The following is a 20,892-nucleotide window of genomic DNA, read 5'->3' on the forward strand; positions in this document are numbered from 1 at the left end:
GCGCACGATACGCCGCCTGCGCCGTCACGTTTCATTGTCCGTGAGGAGCCCGCCATGCCCACGCTTGCCCGACGCGTCGCCCAGCTGTCGCAACTGCGATCGGACCGCGCCGAGCGCGTGATGGTGGACGGTGAACCGATTCTGCTGATACGCGACGGCGACACCGTGCACGCCTATTCCGCCGACTGCCCGCATGCCGGCGCGCCGCTGGAAGAAGGCGCGCTGTGTCACGGCCGGATCATCTGCCCGTGGCACAAAGGAACATTCGACGTCGCCACCGGCGACGTGCTCGAACCGCCGGCGCTGGTCGCGCTCGACCGCTATCCCGTGGTCGTCGCGGGCGACGATGTGATGCTCACGCCGGAAAAACTGCCCCGGCCGGTACGCAACGCGAGTGCGCAAGAACCGCATTACGTCGTGATCGGCGCGGGCGCGGCAGGCGCGGCGGCTTGCGCGACCTTGCGCGAATGCGGTTTTGGCGGCCGCCTCACGCTGATCGGCGCGGAACCGCATGCGCCCTACGACCGCACCGCGCTGAGTAAATTCGTCCCGTCGGGTGAAATGTCCGCCGCCGATGTGCCGCCGCTTCTTGCGCCCGACTGGCTCGCGCGCCACGACGTCGAGCGGATCGTCGCGAAAGTCGCGCGACTCGATGTGCCCGCCCGCACGATTCATTTCGAAACCGGCGGCCAACTGACTTACGACACCGCGTTGCTCGCCACCGGCAGCATACCGAAGCAGCCGCCGATTCCGGGCGTCGAACTCGGCGGCGTGCACGTGCTGCGCAGCCTCGACGACGCCGCCGCCCTCGTAGACGCCATCGGCGACGATGCCGCGCAAACCCGCGTGGCGATTCTCGGCAGCAGTTTCATCGGACTCGAAACGGCTTCCGCGTTGCGCAAACGCGGCACGCCGGTAACCGTGATATCGCCGGAAAAAGTGCCGTTCGCGAAGCAGTTCGGCGAGCGCGCCGGCACCATGTTCCGCAAACTCCACGAAACCAATGGCGTGATGTTCCGTTTCGAGGCGAAGGTCGCCTCGCTCGAAGGCGACGAAGGCAACGTGCATGAAGTGATGCTCGAAAACGGCGAGCATGTCGAGGCCGACCTCGTTCTATTGGGCACGGGGGTCGCGCCGGCCACCGGCTTTGTGGAGGGACTGCCGCTGCAGAAGGACGGTGGCGTGATCGTCAACGCGGGCATGCAGGCCGCGCCGGGTCTCTATGCGGCGGGCGACATCGCGGCATTTACCTTGCACGAGGATCAGGAACCGTTGCGTATCGAGCACTGGCGCGTCGCGCAACAACATGCGCGCGTTGCCGCGGAAAACATGTGCGGCGCACGTCATCGCTACGGCGGCGTGCCCTATTTCTGGACCTATCACTTCGGCAAACGCTTCGAATACCTCGGCCATGCGAGCGAGTGGGACGAGATCGTGATGGACGGCGAACTGGATCGCCAGCAATTCGTCGCGCTTTATCTCAAGGACGACAAGGTGGTCGCCGTACTCGCCTGCGAACGCGAGGCGCAGACCGCGCGCCTGATCGATGCGATGAGCCGTGGCGTGTCGCGCGCGGACGCGCTCGCGATCATCAACGGCGCGTCGTGCCTCGCGCAATGATCGAAATGAGCGCAAGAGACGCGTGGCAAGAAACCGCGCAGAACTGCGGCACCCATGCAAGAAACACCCGGATCGCCCGGCGTGGTTCCCCACGCCGACTCGATGACGACTCAACGACCTGAAGGAGAAACGCTATGACAGATAACAAGGAAAAGCACCCGCACTCGAACAAGAGCGAAAAGCAGATCGACCGTGAGGTCGAAGACAGCTTCCCCGCAAGCGACCCGCCTTCCACCGGCGGCACCACGAAGATCGTTCCGGACAAGGACGCCGCTTCGCAAGACAAGCCGGCGACCAGAAAACCAGCCGGCCATTAGGCTGCGCTGAAGCGCATGTGAATCGCCCGGACGCACTACGTTCGGGCGGTTTTTCTCTCCCTACGCAACGCTAACCCTTCTGGACGACGGGAACGAACCGCCATGTCAGACGAGACCGGCTCCGCTCGCGACGAGCAAGATCAGGACGACCGCAGGGACACCAAAGACGGGCAGTCCGACGATAAAAAGAACCATAAGGACGAAGGCAAACAGAAAAACGCGAACAACGGCGACGACAAGCCGCGCAAGAAGCCAGGCAGGAAGCCGCTGATCATTCTCGCGGTGGTGGTGATCCTGCTCGCGATCGTCGCTTTCGTCTGGTGGTTTGCCACGCGCAACGAAATCACGACCGACGACGCCTACACCGACGGCAACGCCATCACGATGGCGCCGAAGGTCTCCGGCTACGTCGTGCAACTGGCGGTCAACGACAACGTGTACGTGCACAAGGGCGACCTTCTCGTTGTGATCGACAAGCGCGACTATCAGGCGCAGGTCGATCAGGCCGAAGCGCAGGTCGGTCTCGCCAAGGCGCAGTTGAATGCCGCGCTGGTTCAACTCGACATCGCGCGCATCCAGTACCCGGCGCAATACCGCCAGGCGAAAGCGCAGACGTCGTCGGCCGAGGCGAACTTCCGCCAGGCCGAAGCCGCCTATCTGCGTCAGCATGCTGTGGATCAGCGCGCCACCTCGCAGCAAAACATCGATACCGCCGACGCCCAGCGGCAGTCGGCCAGCGCGAGCGTCGAACAGGCGCGCGCGCAGCAGCAGACCGCGAGCCTCGTGCCGCAGCAGATCCGCCAGACCGAAGCCACCGTCGAGGAGCGCCGCCAACAGGTGCAGCAAGCCGAAGCGCAGCTCGAACAGGCGCAACTGAACCTCTCCTACTGCGAAGTGCGCTCGCCTTCGGACGGCTGGATCACGCGGCGTAACGTGCAACTCGGCACCTTCCTGCAGGCGGGCGTCTCGCTCTTTGCGATCGTCACGCCGCAGGTGTGGGTGACGGCGAACTTCAAGGAATCGCAACTCGAACGCATGCGCCCCGGCGACAAGGTGAAAGTCGAAGTGGACGCGTATCCCAAGCTCGATTTGCGCGGCCACGTGGACAGCGTTCAACTGGGCAGCGGTTCGCGCTTCTCGGCCTTCCCGGCGGAAAACGCCACCGGCAACTTCGTGAAAATCGTGCAGCGTGTGCCGGTGAAGATCGTCATCGACGACGGCTTGCCGCGCGATCAACCGCTGGGGCTCGGCTTGTCCGTCACGCCCAAGGTGTATCTGAAATGATCGCGCACACCATGACCGCGACGGTTTCCCGCGCCTTGCCGCGCGCCATCTTCTGAGCGGTGCGGGCATGAGTTCAGCCAACACCGCGAACGGCAGTCAGTCGGACTGGAAACCGGCGGCGAACCCGTGGCTGATCGCCATTGTGGTGACCCTCGCGGCGTTCATGGAAGTGCTCGACACGACCATCGTGAACGTCGCGCTGCCCCACATTGCCGGCACCATGTCGGCCAGTTACGACGAAGCGACCTGGACGCTCACGTCGTATCTGGTGGCCAACGGTATCGTGTTGCCGATCTCCGGTTTTCTCGGCCGCCTGCTGGGCCGCAAGCGCTACTTTCTGGTGTGCATCGTCGCGTTCACCGTCTGCTCGTTCCTGTGCGGGATTGCAACGGATCTCTGGCAGCTGATCATTTTCCGCATTCTGCAGGGCTTTTTCGGCGGCGGGCTGCAGCCGAACCAGCAGTCGATCATTCTCGACACCTTCCCGCCCGAACAGCGCGGCCGCGCGTTCTCGATTTCGGCGGTAGCGATCGTGGTCGCGCCGGTGCTCGGACCGACGCTCGGCGGCTGGATCACCGACAACTTCTCGTGGCGCTGGGTGTTTCTGCTCAACGTGCCGGTCGGCGTGCTGACCACGCTCGCCGTGATGCAACTGGTGGAAGATCCGCCGTGGAAAAAGACAGGCGACACGAAAGTATCGATCGACTACATCGGCATCACGCTGATCGCAATCGGGCTGGGCTGCCTGCAAGTGATGCTCGATCGCGGCGAAGACGACGACTGGTTCTCGTCGAACTTTATCCGCCTGTTCGCGGTGCTGGCGGTGGCGGGCATAGTCGGCGCGACCATGTGGCTGCTTTACACCAGAAAGCCGGTGGTCGATCTGCGCTGCCTGAAAGACCGCAATTTCGCGCTCGGTTGCCTGACGATCGGTGCATTCGCAACGGTGCTCTACGGCAGCGCGGTGCTGGTGCCGCAACTCGCCCAGCAGCAACTCGGTTATACGGCGATGCTCGCCGGGCTCGTGCTGTCGCCCGGCGCGGTGCTCATCACCCTGGAGATTCCGATCATCAGCAAGCTGATGCCGTATGTGCAGACGCGGTTTCTGGTGGCGGCCGGCTTTGCGCTGCTGGCCTGCGCGCTCGCCTATTCGCATCTGCTCGTACCGGATATCGATTATGCGACGCTGGTGAAGATGCGCAGCGCGCAATCGCTCGCCATCGGCTTCCTGTTCGTGCCGATCACGACGCTGGCTTACCTCACCGTGCCGCCGCGCCTGAACGACGACGCGTCCGCCCTCTTCACGATGTTCCGCAACGTGGCGGGGTCGATCGGCATTTCGCTTTCGACCGCGCTGATCCGCGAGCGCACCCAGGCTCGCATGGCTCATCTGTCCGAACACATGTCCACGCTTTCGCAAAACTACAACGACGCCGTGCAGCGCAGCGCGCAAACCATCGCCGAGATGACCGGCGTGCCGTTTGCGCAGGCGCTGCAAACCGCCACGGGGCGCATGTACACCACCTTCATTTCCCAGTCGACGATTCTGGCCTACGTCGACGTTTTTGCGATCCTCGCCGTCTTTTGCGCACTCTGCATTCCGATGACGTTGTTCTTTTCTCCAGCCAAAGCGGCCGGCGGCGCGGGAGGACATTGATATGAGACGCCCGCTTGTGAATTCGCCGTGGTTGACTGCCCGCTTTTCTCCGCTGTCCACACTATCCACGCTGTCCGTTGCGATGCTGCTCGCCGCGTGCGCGGTCGGCCCCGACTTTCACGCGCCGAAAGCGGACGTGCCTGACCAATGGCGCGACCCGCAACGCAGCGCGGCGATTGCCACGGGCGCATCCGCCGCGAACGTCGCCTCAGTCCCCACGCTCGATACCGATCCCGATCCCCGCTGGTGGCGCAATTTCAACGACCCGACGCTGGACGCGCTGATCGGGCGTGCCGCGCGCGGCAACCTGGATTTGCAGGAGGCGGTGCTGCGCATTGTCGAAGCGCGCACTCAGGTACAAAGCGCCGCGTCCCAAGGTCTGCCGAACGTGCGGGCAACCGGCAGTTACCAGCGCGAACAGCTCGGCGTGAAAGGCTTCCTCGAATCCGACGGCGTATACGGCAAGGTCGATCAGCTCGGCGCGCCGAACTCGCCGGTCAACGCTATCGCACCGGGTGCGGGTGCTACGTTGCAAAACGGCGCGAACAACCTGCTGAATCAATTGACCGCGCCGGTCAATCTCTGGCAGGCCGGCTTCGACGCCTCGTGGGAACTGGATCTGTTCGGCCGCGTGCGCCGCTCGGTGGAGGCTGCCAATGCGCAAACCGAAGCCGCCGTGGAAAGCCGCAACGACGCGCTGCTCTCGCTCGAAGCCGAAGTCGCGCAGACGTATATGCAATTGCGCGGCGCACAGGCATTGCACGCCATTACGGCGAGTCTCGTCGACGAACAGCGCGAGATCGTCACGTTGACGCAAAGCCAGGCGAAAGTCGGCCTGACGAGCGAACTCGACGTGAAGAGCGCGACGGCGCAACTGGCGCAAACCCAGGCACAGTTGCCGCAGTACGAGCAGCAGATTGCCCAGGCGTTGAACGGTCTCGCGTATCTGGTGGGCGAAGCGCCCGGCGCACTGGAAGTCGAACTCGCCGCGCCGGCCGCCGTGCCGCCCGTGCCGCCTGTCGTGCCGGTGGGTTTGCCGTCCACGCTGGCGCGCCGGCGTCCCGACATTCGCCGCGCGGAGGCGAGCCTGCATTCGGCCACGGCCAATGTCGGCGTGGCCGTGGCGCAGTTCTATCCCGACGTGTCCCTGACTGGCCAGGTGGGAACGCGGGCCACCAATGCGAGCGATCTGTCGCGCTGGTCGCATCTGTTCTATTCGTTCGGACCGAGCATTTCGTTGCCCATTTTTCAGGGCGGCGCGCTGGTGTCCAATTTGCGCCTGTCGAAAGCGCAGGAAGCCGAAGCAGCGCTCGACTACCGGAAGACGGTATTGATGGCGCTGCGCGACGTGGATAACGCGCTCACGGTGTACCGCACCGATCAGGCGCGGCGCGACTCGCTCGGCGAGAGCGTCGCTGCGGAACAGGCGGCGTTCGATCTCGCACGCGACAGTTACCGCAAGGGGATTACGAGCTTCATCAATGTGCTGGATGCAGAGCGGCAATTGGCGCAGGCCCGCCAGCAATATGCGCAGGGAACCATGCAGGTGAGCACCGACCTGGTGTCTTTATACAAGGCGCTTGGCGGCGGCTGGCAGAGTGACGCGGATGCATCGGCAGCGCCTCGCGCGCGTCAGGGAGGATAACGCCCAAGGCGAAGCGGCGCCGTGCTAACCGTTGACGACCACGGGCAGCGCCGCTTCCTCGGGCTGGGCCGTGGTGCCCGCCTCGACGCGTTTGCAGGCCGCCACGATCTCCTGCAAAGACGTGGCGTAACACTCCGCTCCGAGCGCGGTTTGCAGATCGGTGCTCCACTTCTCCGTATCCTGCGCATCCCACAGTCCGACCACGATCGACACCTTGGGGAGCCGCGCGTGAATGCGTCTGACCAGATAGCGCAAATGCGACGGAATACCGTCGATCTGCAAGTACAGGATGCAGACGATGCCGACATCGTCCGCGTCGAGACTGTCGATCGATGCGCGCGACGCGGCCTCATGCGGCAGCGCTCGCGAAGTGAACCCGTGCTTGCCCAGCAATTGCAGCAGGATCGTCGTCGCCAGCGGGTCGAGCGGGCCGCGGCCGGAAATGCACAGCACCCGGTTGCTGGCTGCGCGCGGCGGCTGTTGTTCGTTTAACGTACTTTCTTCCGCGCGGCCTGAAGAGGCTGGCGAAACGGTCCGCGTAGTCGCGGATTCGGCTTGCGCATCATCGGAAGCGGAAGGCGCGATCGGCCCTACCGCGCTCCAGTTTTCCTCTGCCGCGGGCGTTGGCGGTTCGCGATCCTCATAGCCGTCGAGGCCATCCACGAGGTCGTTGGTCGTGGCCTCGATTCGTGCAAGCTGTGCGGCGGTCACGCTGCCGCGCACCACGTCGGTCGCCGCGAGTTGCAGGCCTTTGATCGCGACCTCGTCGTAGTAGGTCGACAATGAACGGTCACGCAGCAGCGCCTCGGCCTGCTCGATCGCTTCATCGGGGTCGCCGGCCAACGCTCGCTGGTAGAAGTTCTCGATCGGCGTCAACGCCGGCTGGTCGCCCAGCAGCACGTCGAGAAATTCCAGACGGCGGACATGCCGTCCGAGCACGAGCAGACATAGCGTCAACGGTGTCGACAGAATCAGTCCTATCGGCCCCCAGATCCAGCTCCAGAAAATCGCGGCGACCACCACGGAGAACGGCGAGAGACCGGTGCTGCGCCCATACAGCAGCGGTTCCACGACCTGTCCCACCAGCAACTCGACGGTGACGAACAGCGCCAGCGACCAGATCGCCATACTCCAGCCCGGACTGACGGCGGCGGCGAGCGCGGTGGCCAGCGTCGCGGAGATCCAGATGCCGACGTACGGCACGAGCCGCAGCAGCGCCGCGAGAATGCCCCACAGAATCGGACTCGGTACGCCGATCAGAAAAAGCCCCGTGCCGATCACCACGCCCACGCCCGCATTCAGCCCGAGTTGCGAAACGAAATAGCGGCTCAGACGCCGCGCGGCTTCGTCCATCACCGTGGTGGTGCGGTGCAGATCGCGCGAGCCGAACAGGCGGATCGCGCGATCGCGCAGGTCGTCGCGTTGCAACAGGATCACCACCATGACGACGAATACGATGAACGCCGTTTCGAGCGGACTGATGGCCGGCGACAACACCCGCCTCGCGAGTTCGAACGGAGTCGGCACCGGTTCGCGCACCTCGACCGGCACGGCGGCGGGTGGATTGGCCGCTGAATGGGCGCTGCCTGCCGACGCGGAATCGCGTTGCGGCGTGGGCTGCGGCGGCTCGATCGTCGCGCGCTGCAATGCCTGGCCGGCCGCGTCGGCAAAACGGTTCAGCTTGCCGATGGTCAGGTTGTGCGCGGTTTCCATCTTGCGCTCGATGGTCGCCTGATAACGCGGCATACCGGCGGCCAGATCGGTCAGCTGGGTGGCGATCACCGCGCCGAGCATGCCGATCACAGACACCGACATCACCACCGCTGCGAAGACGGACGCCACGTGGCCGAGCCGCAGGCGGGTCAATGCATCGGCGAGCGGTGCGACGAGGAAACTGAGCAGAATGGCGAGCGTCATCGGAATCAGCACGGCGCTCGCAAAGTACAGACACGCGACCACCGTGACGCCCACGGCAAGCGCAATCAGACCGTCGACACCGAACGCCGCGGGCGGTGCCTGAATGCGGGCGGCGGGCCTCGCGCCACGCGGGTCGGGTATGTCCTTCATTGGCGAATGATCTGTCCGGTTCTGTTCGGTTCCCGTTCCTGTCAGGCGTGACAGGTCACACGGGTTGCGCACGTCGGCGGGGTCGCGGCTGCGTGCAGCGCGGGCGCCGACGTTGCAACTCGCTGCTGCAACTCACTTCGTGTTCAACCTTCTGTTCACTTTCATTCGATGCGGCCATAGCCCGGCGTTTGCCGGGACAGCGCACCTATTCGGCGGGAGTTTTACCCACCAGTCCGCTTTCCGTCGGCGGCGCCTCCTTTTCTATCTCGGCGCGTGCCTGCTCCCAATACTCGTCAGGCGTGCCTTTCTGCTCGCCTGCCTGCTCCCACAGGTAGTAAGCGCGCGTGCGAATCTGTTCCTCTAGCGAGGTTTGTTCCTGTTCCATTTGATCACCCTTGGTTAGACCTGGCGAAAACCGCTATCGTCCTCACTGCGCGCCCGCCGCTGGATGCAGCCGGCGCGCAGTCATTCGCAGTCGAGCAAGCGCTATACCCGGCAGCGCCTGCTTGACGACGGTTTTCGTGCCGGTCCGTCAAGCTTGCGCGGGCGGTTCGCTATCCTCGGTGGTCAGCTGTTCTTCGAGGCGGTCGAACACGCGCTGCGTGGCGCGGCTCGGCGCTTCCAGCGCAAGCAGCAGCAGCGAGCGGGCGGTCACCTGATACGCGTCGCCGGCCGCGAAGTGAGGCAACTCGGAGCGCACCGGCATGTTGGTGTCGAGCAGGCAGGTCCAGCGCTGGCCTTCGGGAATGTCGGGCAGCGTGAAATTGACGACGTCGTGATGCGCATTCAGCACCAGCAGCAAAGTCGCGTCCGAAGCCGGACGGCGAATGCCGCTCGCCTGCGCGCGGCCGTCGATCACGAGACCAAAGCAGCGCATGGACGCATCGTCCCATTGCTCCTGCGAGAGATCCTTGCCGTCCGGCGAGATCCAGCGCGCGTCGGTCACGTCCAGCGCCTCGTTGTATTCGCCGGTCAGAAAGCGGCCGCGCCGCAGCACCGGCAGACGGTGGCGCAGCGTGGTCAGATTCCTGACGAACTCGATCAGCGCGCGGCCGTCGTCGTCGATCGCTTCCCAATCGACCCAGCTGATCTCGTTGTCCTGACAATAGGCGTTGTTGTTGCCCTTCTGCGTGCGGCCGAATTCGTCGCCCGCGAGAATCATCGGCGTGCCTTGCGACAACAGCAGCGTGGCGAGCAGATTGCGCTTCTGTCGCTCGCGTTGCTGACGAATGTCCGGATCGTCGGTCGGGCCTTCCACGCCCATGTTCCAGGATTTGTTGTCGGAATGGCCGTCCTTGTTGTCCTCGCCGTTGGCTTCGTTGTGTTTGTCGTTGTACGAAACCAGATCGTTGAGCGTGAAGCCGTCGTGCGCGGCGATGAAGTTCACGCTGGCCCACGGGCGGCGGCCGCGATGGTTGAACTTGTCGCCCGAACCGGTGAGACGCGTGGCGAGATCCGGGACCTTGCCTTCGTCGCCCTTCCAGTATTCGCGCACGGTATCGCGAAAGCGGTCGTTCCACTCCGCCCAGCCGGGCGGAAAGCCGCCCACCTGATAACCGCCGGGACCGCAATCCCACGGCTCGGCCACCAGCCGCACGCTGGACAGCACGGGGTCCTGCCGGCAACTGTCGAGAAAACCGCCTCCTTCGTCGAAACCGTGCAGTTCGCGGCCGAGAATCGTGGCGAGGTCGAAACGGAAACCGTCCACTTTCATTTCCGTCACCCAGTAGCGCAGGCTGTCGGTCACCATCTGCAATACGCGCGGATGCGACAGGTTCAGCGTGTTGCCGGTGCCGGTGTCGTTGATGTAGTAGCGCGGCTCGTCAGGCATCAGCCGGTAGTACGACGCGTTGTCGATACCTTTGAACGAGATGGTCGGCCCGCGCTCGTTGCCTTCGGCCGTATGGTTGTAGACCACGTCGAGAATGACTTCGAGATTGGCGTTGTGAAAGCGGTCCACCATCTCCTTGAACTCGCCCACCGAATCGATCGACGACGCGAAGAAACGCGGATCGGCCGCGAAAAAACCGATGGTGTTGTAGCCCCAGTAGTTCGTGAGTCCTTTATCGAGCAGATAACTGTCGTTGACGAAGGTCTGGATCGGCATCAATTCCACCGAGGTCACGCCAAGGTTCTTGATGTAGTCGAGCACGACCTGCTGCCCCAGTCCGGCGAAGGTGCCGCGCAGATTTTCCGGTACTTCCGGATGCCGTTTGGTAAATCCGCGCACATGGGCTTCATAAAAAATCACGCGTTCCCACGGCAATGCATTGCGCTCGGGGTGACTCCACGAGAAATTGGCATCGACCACCTTGCATTTCGGCACGAAGGGCGCGCTGTCGCGTTCATCGAAAGACAGGTCGCCCTCTTCGGAATCCAGCGTATAGCCGAAAATCTCCGGCGCCCATTTGAGCTCGCCGATGTGCGCTTTTGCATACGGGTCGAGCAGAAGCTTGTTCGGATTGAAGCGGTGCCCTTTCTCCGGCTCGTAAGGTCCGTGCACGCGATACCCGTAGACCGCGCCCGGTTTGAGATTCGGCACGAACACGTGCCACACCTCGTCGGTGTATTCCGGCAGTTCGATGCGTTCGATTTCGTTTTCACCGGTTTCATCGAACAGACACAGTTCGACCTTGGTAGCGTGCGCCGAGAATAGCGCGAAGTTGACGCCGCTTCCGTTCCATGTCGCGCCGAGCGGAAAAGGCGTGCCTTCCGCGATGCGCGTCGAGTAATTGACCTGGGATGACATAGTGGTTCCTGTGGAAGCAAGAGGCGCTGACGCGCGTGTTTGAAGCAGTGAATTGCTGGCTCGCAGACATAGCAAATTCCAGACCTGACGGAATTGGCGCGGCTGTCGGTGAGCGCGGCACGACTTTTGCAGCCGTGAAGGGAAGCTGCCCAATCAAAGCTGACGTGGCGCGCAGCGAAAAGCGCCATGTCCATATCAGGGAGAATGTCGTCATGAAAAGAATACCCGTCAAACCGCTGGCCGCCACCGCCTTGCTGCTCGTTACGCTCGCCTCGTATGGCAATGCCTACGCACAAGGCGCTCCTCAGGCGATCACCGAAAAACGCACGGACGTGGTTCAGCTCGCCAGCGGCTATCGCGCGTCCAAGCTGAGTGGCGCCGATGTCTACAACAAGAACAAGGACACGATCGGCACGCTGGACGATCTGATCGTGTCGCCGGCTGCAGACCGCGGTACATACGCGATCCTTTCGGTGGGCGGTTTCCTGGGTATGGGCAAACACCTTGTCGCCGTTCCGTTCAACGACCTGCAGATCAACAACCGTCGCGTGGTGCTGCCCGATGCCACGAAAAAATCGCTCGAAGCGCTGCCCGAGTTCAAGTACGCGCCGGATTGAGGATACGGATCGCGGCGCGTTCCCGAGCGACAAAAACGCCAGACGTGCCGCGCCTCAGCCGAGCAGCTTGTCCAATGTGATCGGCAGCGCCCTCACCCGCTTGCCGGTTGCATGCCATACCGCGTTGCTCACTGCGGCGGCCACGCCCACCACACCGATCTCGCCCACGCCTTTGGCACCCAACGGATTGACGATGTCGTCGTGCTCGTCGACGAACAGCACGTCGATATCATGGATGTCAGCATTCACCGGCACATGGTATTCAGAGAAGTTGTGATTCATCTGCCGCCCGAGCGCATGATCGAACTGGCCGTGCTCGTGCAGCGCCATGCTGATGCCCCACACCACGCCGCCCGCGATCTGGTTCGCCGCTGTCTTCGGGTTGACGATACGGCCCGCGGCGATTGCGCTGACCACGCGCGTCACCCGCACGGTGCCGAGCGTTTCGTCCACGCGAACCTCAACGAATACGGCCGAATGCGTGCCCATTGAATACGCCTGCTGTTTTTCATGGGGCTTCACACTGGCCTGCTCGTCGAGTTCATCGATCCCGGCGCGGTTGAACAGCGCGTCGATACTGATCGCGTCGTCCGCGCTCGTGCCGCAAATGAGCCGATCGCCCGAGCGTCGGATGCTATCGCGCGCGGCGGTTGTAAAGCGTTCACCGCCATATTGCAGCGCCAGATCGACGAGCCGGTTGTGCAGCCGCTTGCAGACGACATCCACGGCGCTGCCTACGGACGATACGGTCCATGAGCCGCCCTCGATCGGCGCCTTCGGCAAGCGTGTATCGCCGAGCTCGAAAGTCACGTCGTGAATCGATACGCCGAGCGCATCGGCAGCGATCTGGCTCATCGCGGTGTAGGTGCCGGTGCCGATATCGGCGGTAGAGCTCGACACTTTCACCCGCCCGTCACGCGTCATCACCGCACGCGCAGCGGCTTCGTTCTGCATGGCATCCCACGCGCCCGTTGCCATGCCCCAGCCGATCAACTCATGACCTTCACGCCGGGCACGCGGCGCAAGCGGCCGCTTCTCCCAGCCAAAGCGCGCGGCACCTTCGCGATAGCACTCGCGTAAAGCCTTGCTCGAGAAAGGCAGGTTCTTGTTGGCGTCGCGCTCGGCGTAATTGATCAGGCGCAGATCGAGCGGATCCATCTGCAAGGCTTCGGCAAGTTCGTCCATCGCCATTTCGAGCGGAAAGAGGCCTTGCGCGGCGCCCGGCGCGCGCGTGTCCGCAGGCGTCGGCACGTCGATTCGCGCGACCTTGTAGCCCATCGTGACGTTGTCGCAGCGGTACAGCTGGCCCGCCCAATTGACCACCACGTCGCAGTAATCCTCGTATTGCGAGGTCTCGGACACCGCCTCATGAATCACCGCCTGCAATCTGCCGTCGGCGCCCGCGCCCAGTGCAACGCGCTGGATAGATTGCGGGCGGTGGGCAAACGTGAACATCTGCTGCCGTGTCAACGTGAGCCGCACGGGCCGTTTCAGCTCGCGCGCGGCCATGACGGCAAGCGCGAGATGGTAGTGCGGCCGCAAGCCCGAGCCGAATGCCCCGCCGACAAACGGCGCGATCACCTGCACCTCGTCGTCCTGCAAGCCGAATACGCCGGTGAGATACGACTTGGTATTGCCGACGCCCTGGGTCTTTTCATACACGGTCAGACGCCCTTGCGCGTCCGGCACCACGGTGCATCCATGCATTTCCATCGGATTGTGATATTCCGCGGGCGTGCTGTAGAAAGTGTCGACGCGCGCAACCGCGCTCGCCAGCGCCATATCCGCATCGCCACGCGCGGGCGGCGGCGGTTCGAAGCCGCCTTTTTCCGTGGAAGGCGGCACGGCGCTCATTACCGCTTCGCTCAGATCGGTCTGGTGCGGTGTGGCCTCGTAGCGGACCTTTACGAGCGATGCTGCATGGCGCGCCAATTCCAGCGATTCGGCCACCACCAGCGCGACCGGTTGTCCGCTATACCAGACGCGGTCGTCCCATAGCGGCCTGAATGGGCTTCCGCCGGGCGCGACCATGTCCTTGTACGGCTTGTCATCGAGCGGCAATTCCGGGCGATTCCGATGCGTCAGCACGAGCAGCACGCCAGGCAGTTCGAGCGCGGCGGACGAATCGATCGAGACGATACGGCCGGTTGCAATCGTGCTCGATACGACGAACCCATAAGTGAGCCCCTCGGCCGCGAAATCGGCGGAATAATGCGCGGCGCCCGTCACTTTCTGCCTGCCGTCCACGCGGTTATGCGGCACGCCGGTAGCACGCGCGGCCGGCAACATTTCGGCGCGGTTCATGATGCGGCCTCCTCAAACGAACGTTGCGCCGCCAGTTCGAACGCGCGCGCGATCACGCGTGCCGCCAGTTCGATCTTGAAGGCGTTATCGCGACGAGCCTGAGCGCCGCGCAATAGCATGGCCGCGAAATCACGAACAACGGCCGCTTCGAGGCGCTTGCCGCGCAACACGGCTTCGGCTTCAGGATCGCGCCACGGTTTATGCGCGACGCCGCCGAGCGCGCAATGCGCGTTCACGATCGTGTCGCCGTCCAGTTCCAGACCCACCGCCGCCGACACCAGCGCGAACGCATACGAGGCCCTGTCGCGCACTTTCACGTAAGCGTGATGCGCGGCAAAACCCTCTTCCGGCAATTCGATCGCCGTGATCAATTCGTCGTCGCGCAGATTCGAGTCGATATGCGGCGTATCGCCGGGCAAGCGGTGAAAGTCCGCAAACGGCAGCGTGCGCGTGCCATTCCCGCTGCCGGCGACATGAACCGTGGCATCGAGCGCAGCCAGCGCCACGCACATATCCGACGGATGCACGGCGATGCACTGCTCGCTCGCGCCGAGTATCGCGTGAATGCGGTTGACCCCTGCCAGCGCCGGGCAGCCCGTGCCCGGCTCGCGCTTGTTGCAAGGCGTACCGGCGTCGTAGAAATAATGGCAACGGGTGCGTTGCAGCAGATTCCCGCCCACCGTCGCCACATTGCGAATCTGCGCGGACGCGCCAGCCAGAATCGCTTTGGCGAGCAACGGATAGCGCGCGGCCACCGTGTCGTCATAGGCGAGCGCGCTGTTGGTCACCAGCGCTCCGATCTTCAGGCCGCCTGCATCGGTCGCCTCGATCCGCCTCAGCGGCAAACGGTTGATATCGACGAGCACCGCCGGATGCGTTACGTCCTCGCGCAACAGGTCCACGAGATTCGTGCCGCCCGCGATAAACGCCGCAGTCGCATTGGCGCGATGCTGATCGATTGCCTGAGGCACGGCAGTCGCACGGGTATAGGAGAAGCGGTTCATCAGCGCGCTCCCTCGTTGCCGTGCTGCTGGCCGGGCAGATCCGCGGCATCCAGAATCGCGGCCACGATGTTCGTGTAGGCGCCGCAGCGGCACAGGTTGCCGCTCATCAGTTCGCGCACGTCGTCGGCGCACTTCACGTGGCCTTCGTCGAGCATGGCGACAGCGGAGCAGATCTGGCCCGGCGTGCAGTAACCGCATTGGAATGCATCGTGGTCGATAAACGCCTGCTGCATGGCATGCAGCGTGGCGCCGTCGGCGAGGCCTTCGATCGTCGTGATCGAGGCGCCGTCGTGTACCGCTGCCAGTGCGAGGCATGTGTTGATCCGCTGGCCGTCCACGATTGCCGTGCACGCGCCGCACTGTCCATGATCGCAGCCTTTTTTGGTGCCGCTCAGATGACAGTGTTCACGCAGCAGGTCGAGCAGCGTGGTCCACGCTTCCACTTCGAAATGCCGTGTTTTTCCGTTGACTCCGAATGTCACGGACACGCGCTCGACTTCGCCCGGCGCGAGATCGAGCGGAGTCTCTATGGTGGGGGTATTCATGGGTGTTCTCCTTCTCCTGACAATGCCTGACAATGCCTGACAATGGCCGCGGCGCGATACAGCGAAAATGCGCAAGCGACGTGCCACCGCAGCACACACCGCTGCGCGCTGGGGCTGCGATAGCGTGCAAGCGGCTACAGCGTCGAACAGCAGGTAAAAAACGGGTGGCGCCGGACAGGCAGAGTCGGCCGATATTCAACAAACCTAAATGATCGGCGAGCCGCCCGTGACCGCTATGGTCGCGCCGGAAATATAGCTGGCTTCGTCGGATGCCAGCATCACGTAGGCAGCCGCCAGTTCGGCGGGCTGGCCGGGGCGCTTCATCGGCACCTGGGCGCCGAATTGCTCGACTTTCTCCGGCGGCATGGTGGACGGAATCAGCGGCGTCCAGATCGGCCCCGGCGCCACGCAGTTCGCACGGATACCTTTCTCCGCGAGCAACTGCGCAAGGCCACCGGTGAAGTTCTGAATCGCACCCTTGGTCGCCGCGTAGGCAATCAGACCGGGATTCGGATGATCCGCATTGATCGACGTCGTGTTCACGATCGCGGCGCCTGGTTTCATATGCTTGACCGCGGCCCGGGTGATCCTGAACATCGCGCCAATGTTCGTATCGAAAGTCTTGTCCCACTCCTGGTCGCTGATCGCGTCGAGCGAGGGATAGCTCATCTGATAGGCGGCATTGTTGACCAGCACGTCGAGCCGGCCGAACGCCTCGATAGCTCTTTCGACGATCGCCTTGCAGTGCGCGGGGTTCGTGATATCGCCAGGCAGCAGGACAGCCTTGCGGCCGGCCTCCTCGATCCAGCGCGCGGTCTCGCGCGCGTCGTCGTCCTCGTCAAGATACGAAATCAGCACGTCCGCGCCTTCGCGAGCGAACGCAATGGCAACGGCGCGGCCAATTCCGCTATCTCCGCCCGTGACGATCGCCGCTTTGCCCGCGAGCCGTCCCGAGCCTCGATAGGAGCGCTCGCCGTGATCGGGTTGAGGTTGCATTTCTGCCGTGTGCCCAGGCGTGTGATTTTGCTGCTGCTTCGGAAACGGCGGTGTGGGACGCTGCGTGTCGCTCATGACGAATCTCCCGAGTGCGATAGACATGCGCGGCGTGCGAAAGACACACCGCATGCCAACGTCTTCAGCAACCCGTGGACCCGCGTTTATCGCAGGCCGAAAAACTTCGTCACGCTGTATAAGGAGAACCCGGAGGTTGAATGAATCTGATGCACCTGCTTCAATCCGCCGTGATTATCGGGGTCGCCAGTATGGGGAATTTTTTTCAAAGCGCACGCAGCCTTTACGGCGGTCCGGCCACGTTCAGCGCCGCCGCCGATTCGAGTACGCGCAACAGGCGCTCGGGCGTCAGCGGCTTCGCGCAATGCGCGTCGAACCCTGCGGCTCTGGCGCGCAGCCGGTCGTCACGCGAGGCGAACGCTGTGCACGCCACCAGCAACATATGGGAAGTCGAAGCATGCGAGCGCAGGCGGCGCGCCAGTTCGAGGCCGTCGAGCCCCGGCATCTTGATGTCCAGTACCACTGCGAACGGTTGCCATTCGCGCGCCATTTCGCACACCGCAAGCGGATCTTCGAGCGCGCGGCACTCGAAGCCGTCGGCGCTCAGCAATATCTGCAATGCATCTGCCGCTTCCCGGTAATCGTCCACCACGAGCACGCGCCGGTGCGACGCCATCGCATAGTGGATTGGCCGCCATACTACGACGTCGTCGTTATCATCCATCTGGTCGTAGAACGTCACCCTCTTCTCCCTGGCTTTTCTTACGCGCGCCACTCACGGGCACCTTGGAACACGCGCGCAAGATTCGCTCCCGACGTGCGGACAAAACTCATCCCGCACCGGACGAAGGCTTCGGTTTGCGTTGCGGATTGCGTCGGCCGCGCCCAGCGCGCCACCGCATCGGCTTTACCTCGCTACCATAGCTCACGTCATAAATCATCGCTCGTGGTTTTCGCGCGTGGAGACGAGTGTTCGCGCGCCGGTGAAACGCACAACTGCTGTGCAGATCGCGCTTGCCGTGTGCATCGGGCAGCCCGCATTCGATGCTTTTAGGGATTTCTACTCAGCGGGTTATCCCGCACGGTCGTCGATGAAGCCTTTGAGCATTGGCAGTGTGTCGGCGTCGTCGATATGTTTGTCGGTGCGCCAACGCAGCATGCGCGGAAACCGCACCGCCACGCCGGACTTATGACGCGGGCTCGCCTGAATGCCTTCGAAACCGATTTCGAATACCAGCGTGGGCGTTACGCTGCGCACGGGGCCGAACTTTTCGATCGTGGTCTTGCGCACGATTGCATCCACCTGGCGCATTTCTTCGTCAGTGAGACCGGAATAAGCCTTGGCGAACGGCACCAGCGTGCGCACGCCGTCTGCTTCGTCCCACACGGCAAATGTGAAATCGGTGTAGAGACTCGCACGGCGGCCGTGGCCGCGTTGCGCGTAAACCAGCACCGCATCCACCGCATACGGATCGATCTTCCATTTCCACCACGTGCCGGAGGCCTTGGTGCGGCCCACGCCGTACATCGACTCGCGCTCCTTGACCATCAGGCCTTCCACGCCGCGCGCCCGGCTCTCGTCGCGCAGCGCCGCGAGGGCTTGCCAATCGGGCGCACTCACCAGCGGCGATACGCGCAGCAGATCGCGTGCGAGCGTGCTGTCCACGGTAGTTGCCAATGCATCCAGTTGCGCGCGCCGTTCGGCGAGCGGCGTCATGCGCAGATCCTTGCCGTGCGCTTCGAGCAGATCGTAGGCAAGCAGCGTGGCGGGCGAATCGGCGAGGATTTTTTTCGTCAACGTTTTGCGCGCGATACGCGGCTGCAAACGTGCGAACGGCAATGGCGCGCTCGCGCCGGGTTCCCACGCGAGAATCTCGCCGTCGATCACGAAGCCTTCCGGCAAGGCTTCCCCTAGCGCCGCGACTTCGGGAAACCGGTCCGTGATCAGGTCCTCGCCGCGCGACCACAGCCACACCCGTCCGCCACGCTTGACGAGCTGTGCGCGAATGCCGTCCCATTTCCATTCGATCTGCCATTGCGACGGATCGCCGAGCGTCGCCGGATCGGCTTGCAACGGATGCGCGAGAAAGAACGGATACGGCAGTCCGAGATCGCTGTCATGCTGGGGCGCACCGGACTGCGCATCGTCGCTGGTCGCCTCAGGTGCGATCAAACGCAGGTAGCGCGCCGCGTCGGGCTTCTGTTGCGAGTCGGTCCAGCCGACCATGCGTTGCGCGATCCGCTTATGATCGACGCCTGCCACTTCCGCCAGCGCCCGCACCACCAGTTGCCGTGCTACGCCCACGCGGAACCCGCCGCCAATCAGTTTCGTCAGCAGAAAACGGCCACCCCAATCGAGTTCGTCCCAATAGCTGATGAGACGCGTGCGCAACTCTTCCGGCGCCGCACCGCGCAACGTCAATACGCGGTGCTCGATCCACTGCGTGAGACCCAGTTCGGAGTTGCGCTGCGCGGGCGGCAGGATATGCGCGATGGTCTCGGCCAGATCGCCCACCGCGTGATACGACTCCTCGAACAGCCACGCCGGCAGACCGGCGCGCTCGCGGGCGATCTCGCTTAAAAGGCGCGTGGGCACCGATTGGCGCGGCTTGCCGCCGGCAAGAAAATACGACGCCCAGGCGGCGTCTTCCGGCTCGGCCACCGCGAAATAGCTGGTGAGCGCTTCGAGTTTGTCGTGCGTGGACGTGGTGGCGTCGAGCGCGGTGTAGAGGGCGGCGAAGCGTTTCATGCGCTGCTCGCCGGGTTGACCGGGTTGACGTCGCTGTCGGCGGACTGGTTCTGCTCGCCTGTTTGCTCAAGCTCTGCCGATACGCTACCCGTGGTGGCCGTTTCATCCGCACCGGCGGCGTCGGCTTCGACCGTATCGTCGCCGTATTGCGTTTCGAACGCGCCCGCTTCGAGGCCCTGCTCGCGCAACCAGCGCACCATCGGCTCGACCGATCCGTGGGTGACGATCACGCGCTCGGCGCCTGTCGCGTGAATGGCCGTTTGCAGACTCGGCCAATCCGCATGGTCCGACAGCACGAAGCCGCGATCGACGCCGCGTCGGCGGCGTGCGCCGCGCAGACGCATCCAGCCCGACGCGAACGCGTCGCTATAGTCGCCGAAGCGCTTGAGCCACGCGCTGCCCTGCGCGGAAGGCGGCGCGACGATCAAGGCCTGCCGGAACACCGCCTTGTCCTTCGCCGGTATCTCGCTCACGAGACGCACCGGCGGCAAGCGCACGCCGGCTTCCCGATACGCGCGATTGAGCGGCTCCACGGCGCCGTGACAGAAGATCGGCCCTATGCCCGCATCGACACTGGCCAGCACGCGCTGCGCCTTGCCGAACGAATAGCAGAACAGCACCGACGCGCGCCCTTGCGCAGCGTTATGACGCCACCAGGAATCGACGCCGTCGAACACGGTTTGCGGCGCGTCCCATCGATAGATGGGCAAGCCGAAGGTCGACTCGGTAATGAAGGTATCGCAGCGCACCGGTTCGAAAGCGTCGCAGGTCGGGTCGGGGTCGAGCTTGTAGTCGCCCGACGCAACCCATACGCGCCCGCGGTGTTCGATCCGCAATTGCGCCGAGCCCAGCACGTGGCCGGCGGGATGCAGCGACACGGTCGTACCGTCGAGAGCGAGCCGCTCGCCATACGCCAGAGTTTGCAGCGAAATGCCGGGCAGACGCGACAGCAGCACGTTCGCCCCCGCTCGCGACGCAAGATAGTGCCGATGCCCGAAGCGTGCGTGATCGGAATGCGCATGCGTAATCACGGCCCGTTCGACCGGGCGCCACGGATCGATAAAGAAGTCGCCGGGTGGGCAATACAAACCCTCAGGCCGTGCGACCACGAGGTCCGCGAGATCCGCCTGGTCGGAGGCTATATTCAAGTAGGGTCCTGAATCAGGTTGATGCAACGTCGCCACAGCCGCCGAGCAAACCGCATTCCCGGCGCGCGTTTAACAGTTCGACGCGCTGAAACGGCAAGGTGATCCAGTATGGCTGCATACTTGCTTAAGTGACAAGGCAAGCGCGTCGACACAACCTGCATTCCCGCAGACTCCG

16 protein-coding genes are annotated in these 20,892 nt (G+C 63.8%); 6 read left to right on the forward strand and 10 right to left on the reverse strand.

Features of this window, described 5'->3' with window-relative positions; all coding sequences use genetic code 11:
* Nucleotides 1-54: 54 nt before the first annotated feature.
* The 5 genes from BXE_RS30410 to BXE_RS30430 all read left to right on the forward strand — a co-directional run bounded on the left by BXE_RS30410 (nucleotide 55) and on the right by BXE_RS30430 (nucleotide 6,523).
* Nucleotides 55-1,620 (forward strand): FAD-dependent oxidoreductase, encoded by a 1,566-nt coding sequence (locus tag BXE_RS30410; protein ID WP_011491954.1) that lies wholly within the window; start codon nucleotides 55-57, stop codon nucleotides 1,618-1,620.
* 134 nt (nucleotides 1,621-1,754) lie between these two features.
* Complete coding sequence (locus tag BXE_RS30415; protein ID WP_011491955.1) at nucleotides 1,755-1,937, forward strand: hypothetical protein; 183 nt, start codon at nucleotides 1,755-1,757, stop codon at nucleotides 1,935-1,937.
* Between the two features lie 102 nt (nucleotides 1,938-2,039).
* Nucleotides 2,040-3,221, forward strand: coding sequence for an HlyD family secretion protein (locus BXE_RS30420; protein WP_011491956.1), 1,182 nt, complete (start codon nucleotides 2,040-2,042; stop codon nucleotides 3,219-3,221).
* Nucleotides 3,222-3,288: 67 nt separating this feature from the next.
* Nucleotides 3,289-4,878 carry a DHA2 family efflux MFS transporter permease subunit gene (locus tag BXE_RS30425; RefSeq protein ID WP_011491957.1) on the forward strand — a complete coding sequence of 530 codons (1,590 nt, stop codon included), beginning with the start codon at nucleotides 3,289-3,291 and terminating at the stop codon, nucleotides 4,876-4,878.
* A gap of 82 nt (nucleotides 4,879-4,960) precedes the next feature.
* Entirely contained in the window at nucleotides 4,961-6,523 is a 1,563-nt protein-coding gene (locus BXE_RS30430; protein ID WP_233519014.1) for an efflux transporter outer membrane subunit, read from the forward strand.
* A 24-nt stretch (nucleotides 6,524-6,547) separates the two neighbouring features.
* Here the strand turns inward: BXE_RS30430 and BXE_RS30435 are convergent, their stop codons facing one another.
* From BXE_RS30435 to glgX, 3 genes are all read right to left on the reverse strand, one after another.
* Entirely contained in the window at nucleotides 6,548-8,590 is a 2,043-nt protein-coding gene (locus BXE_RS30435; RefSeq protein ID WP_011491959.1) for an AI-2E family transporter, read from the reverse strand.
* A 205-nt stretch (nucleotides 8,591-8,795) separates the two neighbouring features.
* Nucleotides 8,796-8,975: a DUF2934 domain-containing protein gene (locus BXE_RS30440; protein ID WP_040124684.1), complete on the reverse strand. Its 180-nt coding sequence runs from the start codon at nucleotides 8,973-8,975 to the stop codon at nucleotides 8,796-8,798.
* A 147-nt stretch (nucleotides 8,976-9,122) separates the two neighbouring features.
* Entirely contained in the window at nucleotides 9,123-11,339 is a 2,217-nt protein-coding gene (gene glgX / locus BXE_RS30445; protein WP_011491961.1) for a glycogen debranching protein GlgX, read from the reverse strand.
* Nucleotides 11,340-11,551: 212 nt separating this feature from the next.
* Here glgX and BXE_RS30450 point away from each other — a divergent pair, with 212 nt between their 5' ends.
* Nucleotides 11,552-11,956, forward strand: a complete 405-nt coding sequence (locus BXE_RS30450) for a PRC-barrel domain-containing protein (protein WP_011491962.1) — start codon at nucleotides 11,552-11,554, stop codon at nucleotides 11,954-11,956.
* A gap of 54 nt (nucleotides 11,957-12,010) precedes the next feature.
* Here the strand turns inward: BXE_RS30450 and BXE_RS30455 are convergent, their stop codons facing one another.
* The 7 genes from BXE_RS30455 to BXE_RS30485 form a co-directional block, all read right to left on the reverse strand.
* On the reverse strand, nucleotides 12,011-14,260 hold the full coding sequence (locus tag BXE_RS30455; RefSeq protein WP_011491963.1) for a xanthine dehydrogenase family protein molybdopterin-binding subunit: 2,250 nt from the start codon (nucleotides 14,258-14,260) through the stop codon (nucleotides 12,011-12,013).
* Entirely contained in the window at nucleotides 14,257-15,264 is a 1,008-nt protein-coding gene (locus BXE_RS30460; RefSeq protein ID WP_011491964.1) for an FAD binding domain-containing protein, read from the reverse strand. Before BXE_RS30460 ends, BXE_RS30455 begins: the two co-directional genes overlap by 4 nt.
* Nucleotides 15,264-15,809, reverse strand: a complete 546-nt coding sequence (locus BXE_RS30465; RefSeq protein WP_011491965.1) for a (2Fe-2S)-binding protein — start codon at nucleotides 15,807-15,809, stop codon at nucleotides 15,264-15,266. The genes BXE_RS30460 and BXE_RS30465 overlap by 1 nt, the downstream gene beginning before the upstream one ends.
* A 204-nt stretch (nucleotides 15,810-16,013) precedes the next feature.
* Nucleotides 16,014-16,880, reverse strand: coding sequence for an SDR family oxidoreductase (locus BXE_RS30470; RefSeq protein WP_011491966.1), 867 nt, complete (start codon nucleotides 16,878-16,880; stop codon nucleotides 16,014-16,016).
* Nucleotides 16,881-17,103: 223 nt separating this feature from the next.
* A complete protein-coding gene (locus BXE_RS30475; RefSeq protein ID WP_407668641.1) occupies nucleotides 17,104-17,544 on the reverse strand; it encodes a response regulator in 441 nt (146 codons plus the stop codon).
* A gap of 348 nt (nucleotides 17,545-17,892) precedes the next feature.
* On the reverse strand, nucleotides 17,893-19,569 hold the full coding sequence (locus BXE_RS30480; protein WP_011491968.1) for an ATP-dependent DNA ligase: 1,677 nt from the start codon (nucleotides 19,567-19,569) through the stop codon (nucleotides 17,893-17,895).
* On the reverse strand, nucleotides 19,566-20,717 hold the full coding sequence (locus BXE_RS30485; protein WP_011491969.1) for a ligase-associated DNA damage response exonuclease: 1,152 nt from the start codon (nucleotides 20,715-20,717) through the stop codon (nucleotides 19,566-19,568). Before BXE_RS30485 ends, BXE_RS30480 begins: the two co-directional genes overlap by 4 nt.
* Between the last annotated feature and the right edge of the window lie 175 nt (nucleotides 20,718-20,892).

The organism is Paraburkholderia xenovorans LB400 (assembly GCF_000013645.1).
Taxonomy (GTDB): Bacteria; Pseudomonadota; Gammaproteobacteria; order Burkholderiales; family Burkholderiaceae; genus Paraburkholderia; species Paraburkholderia xenovorans.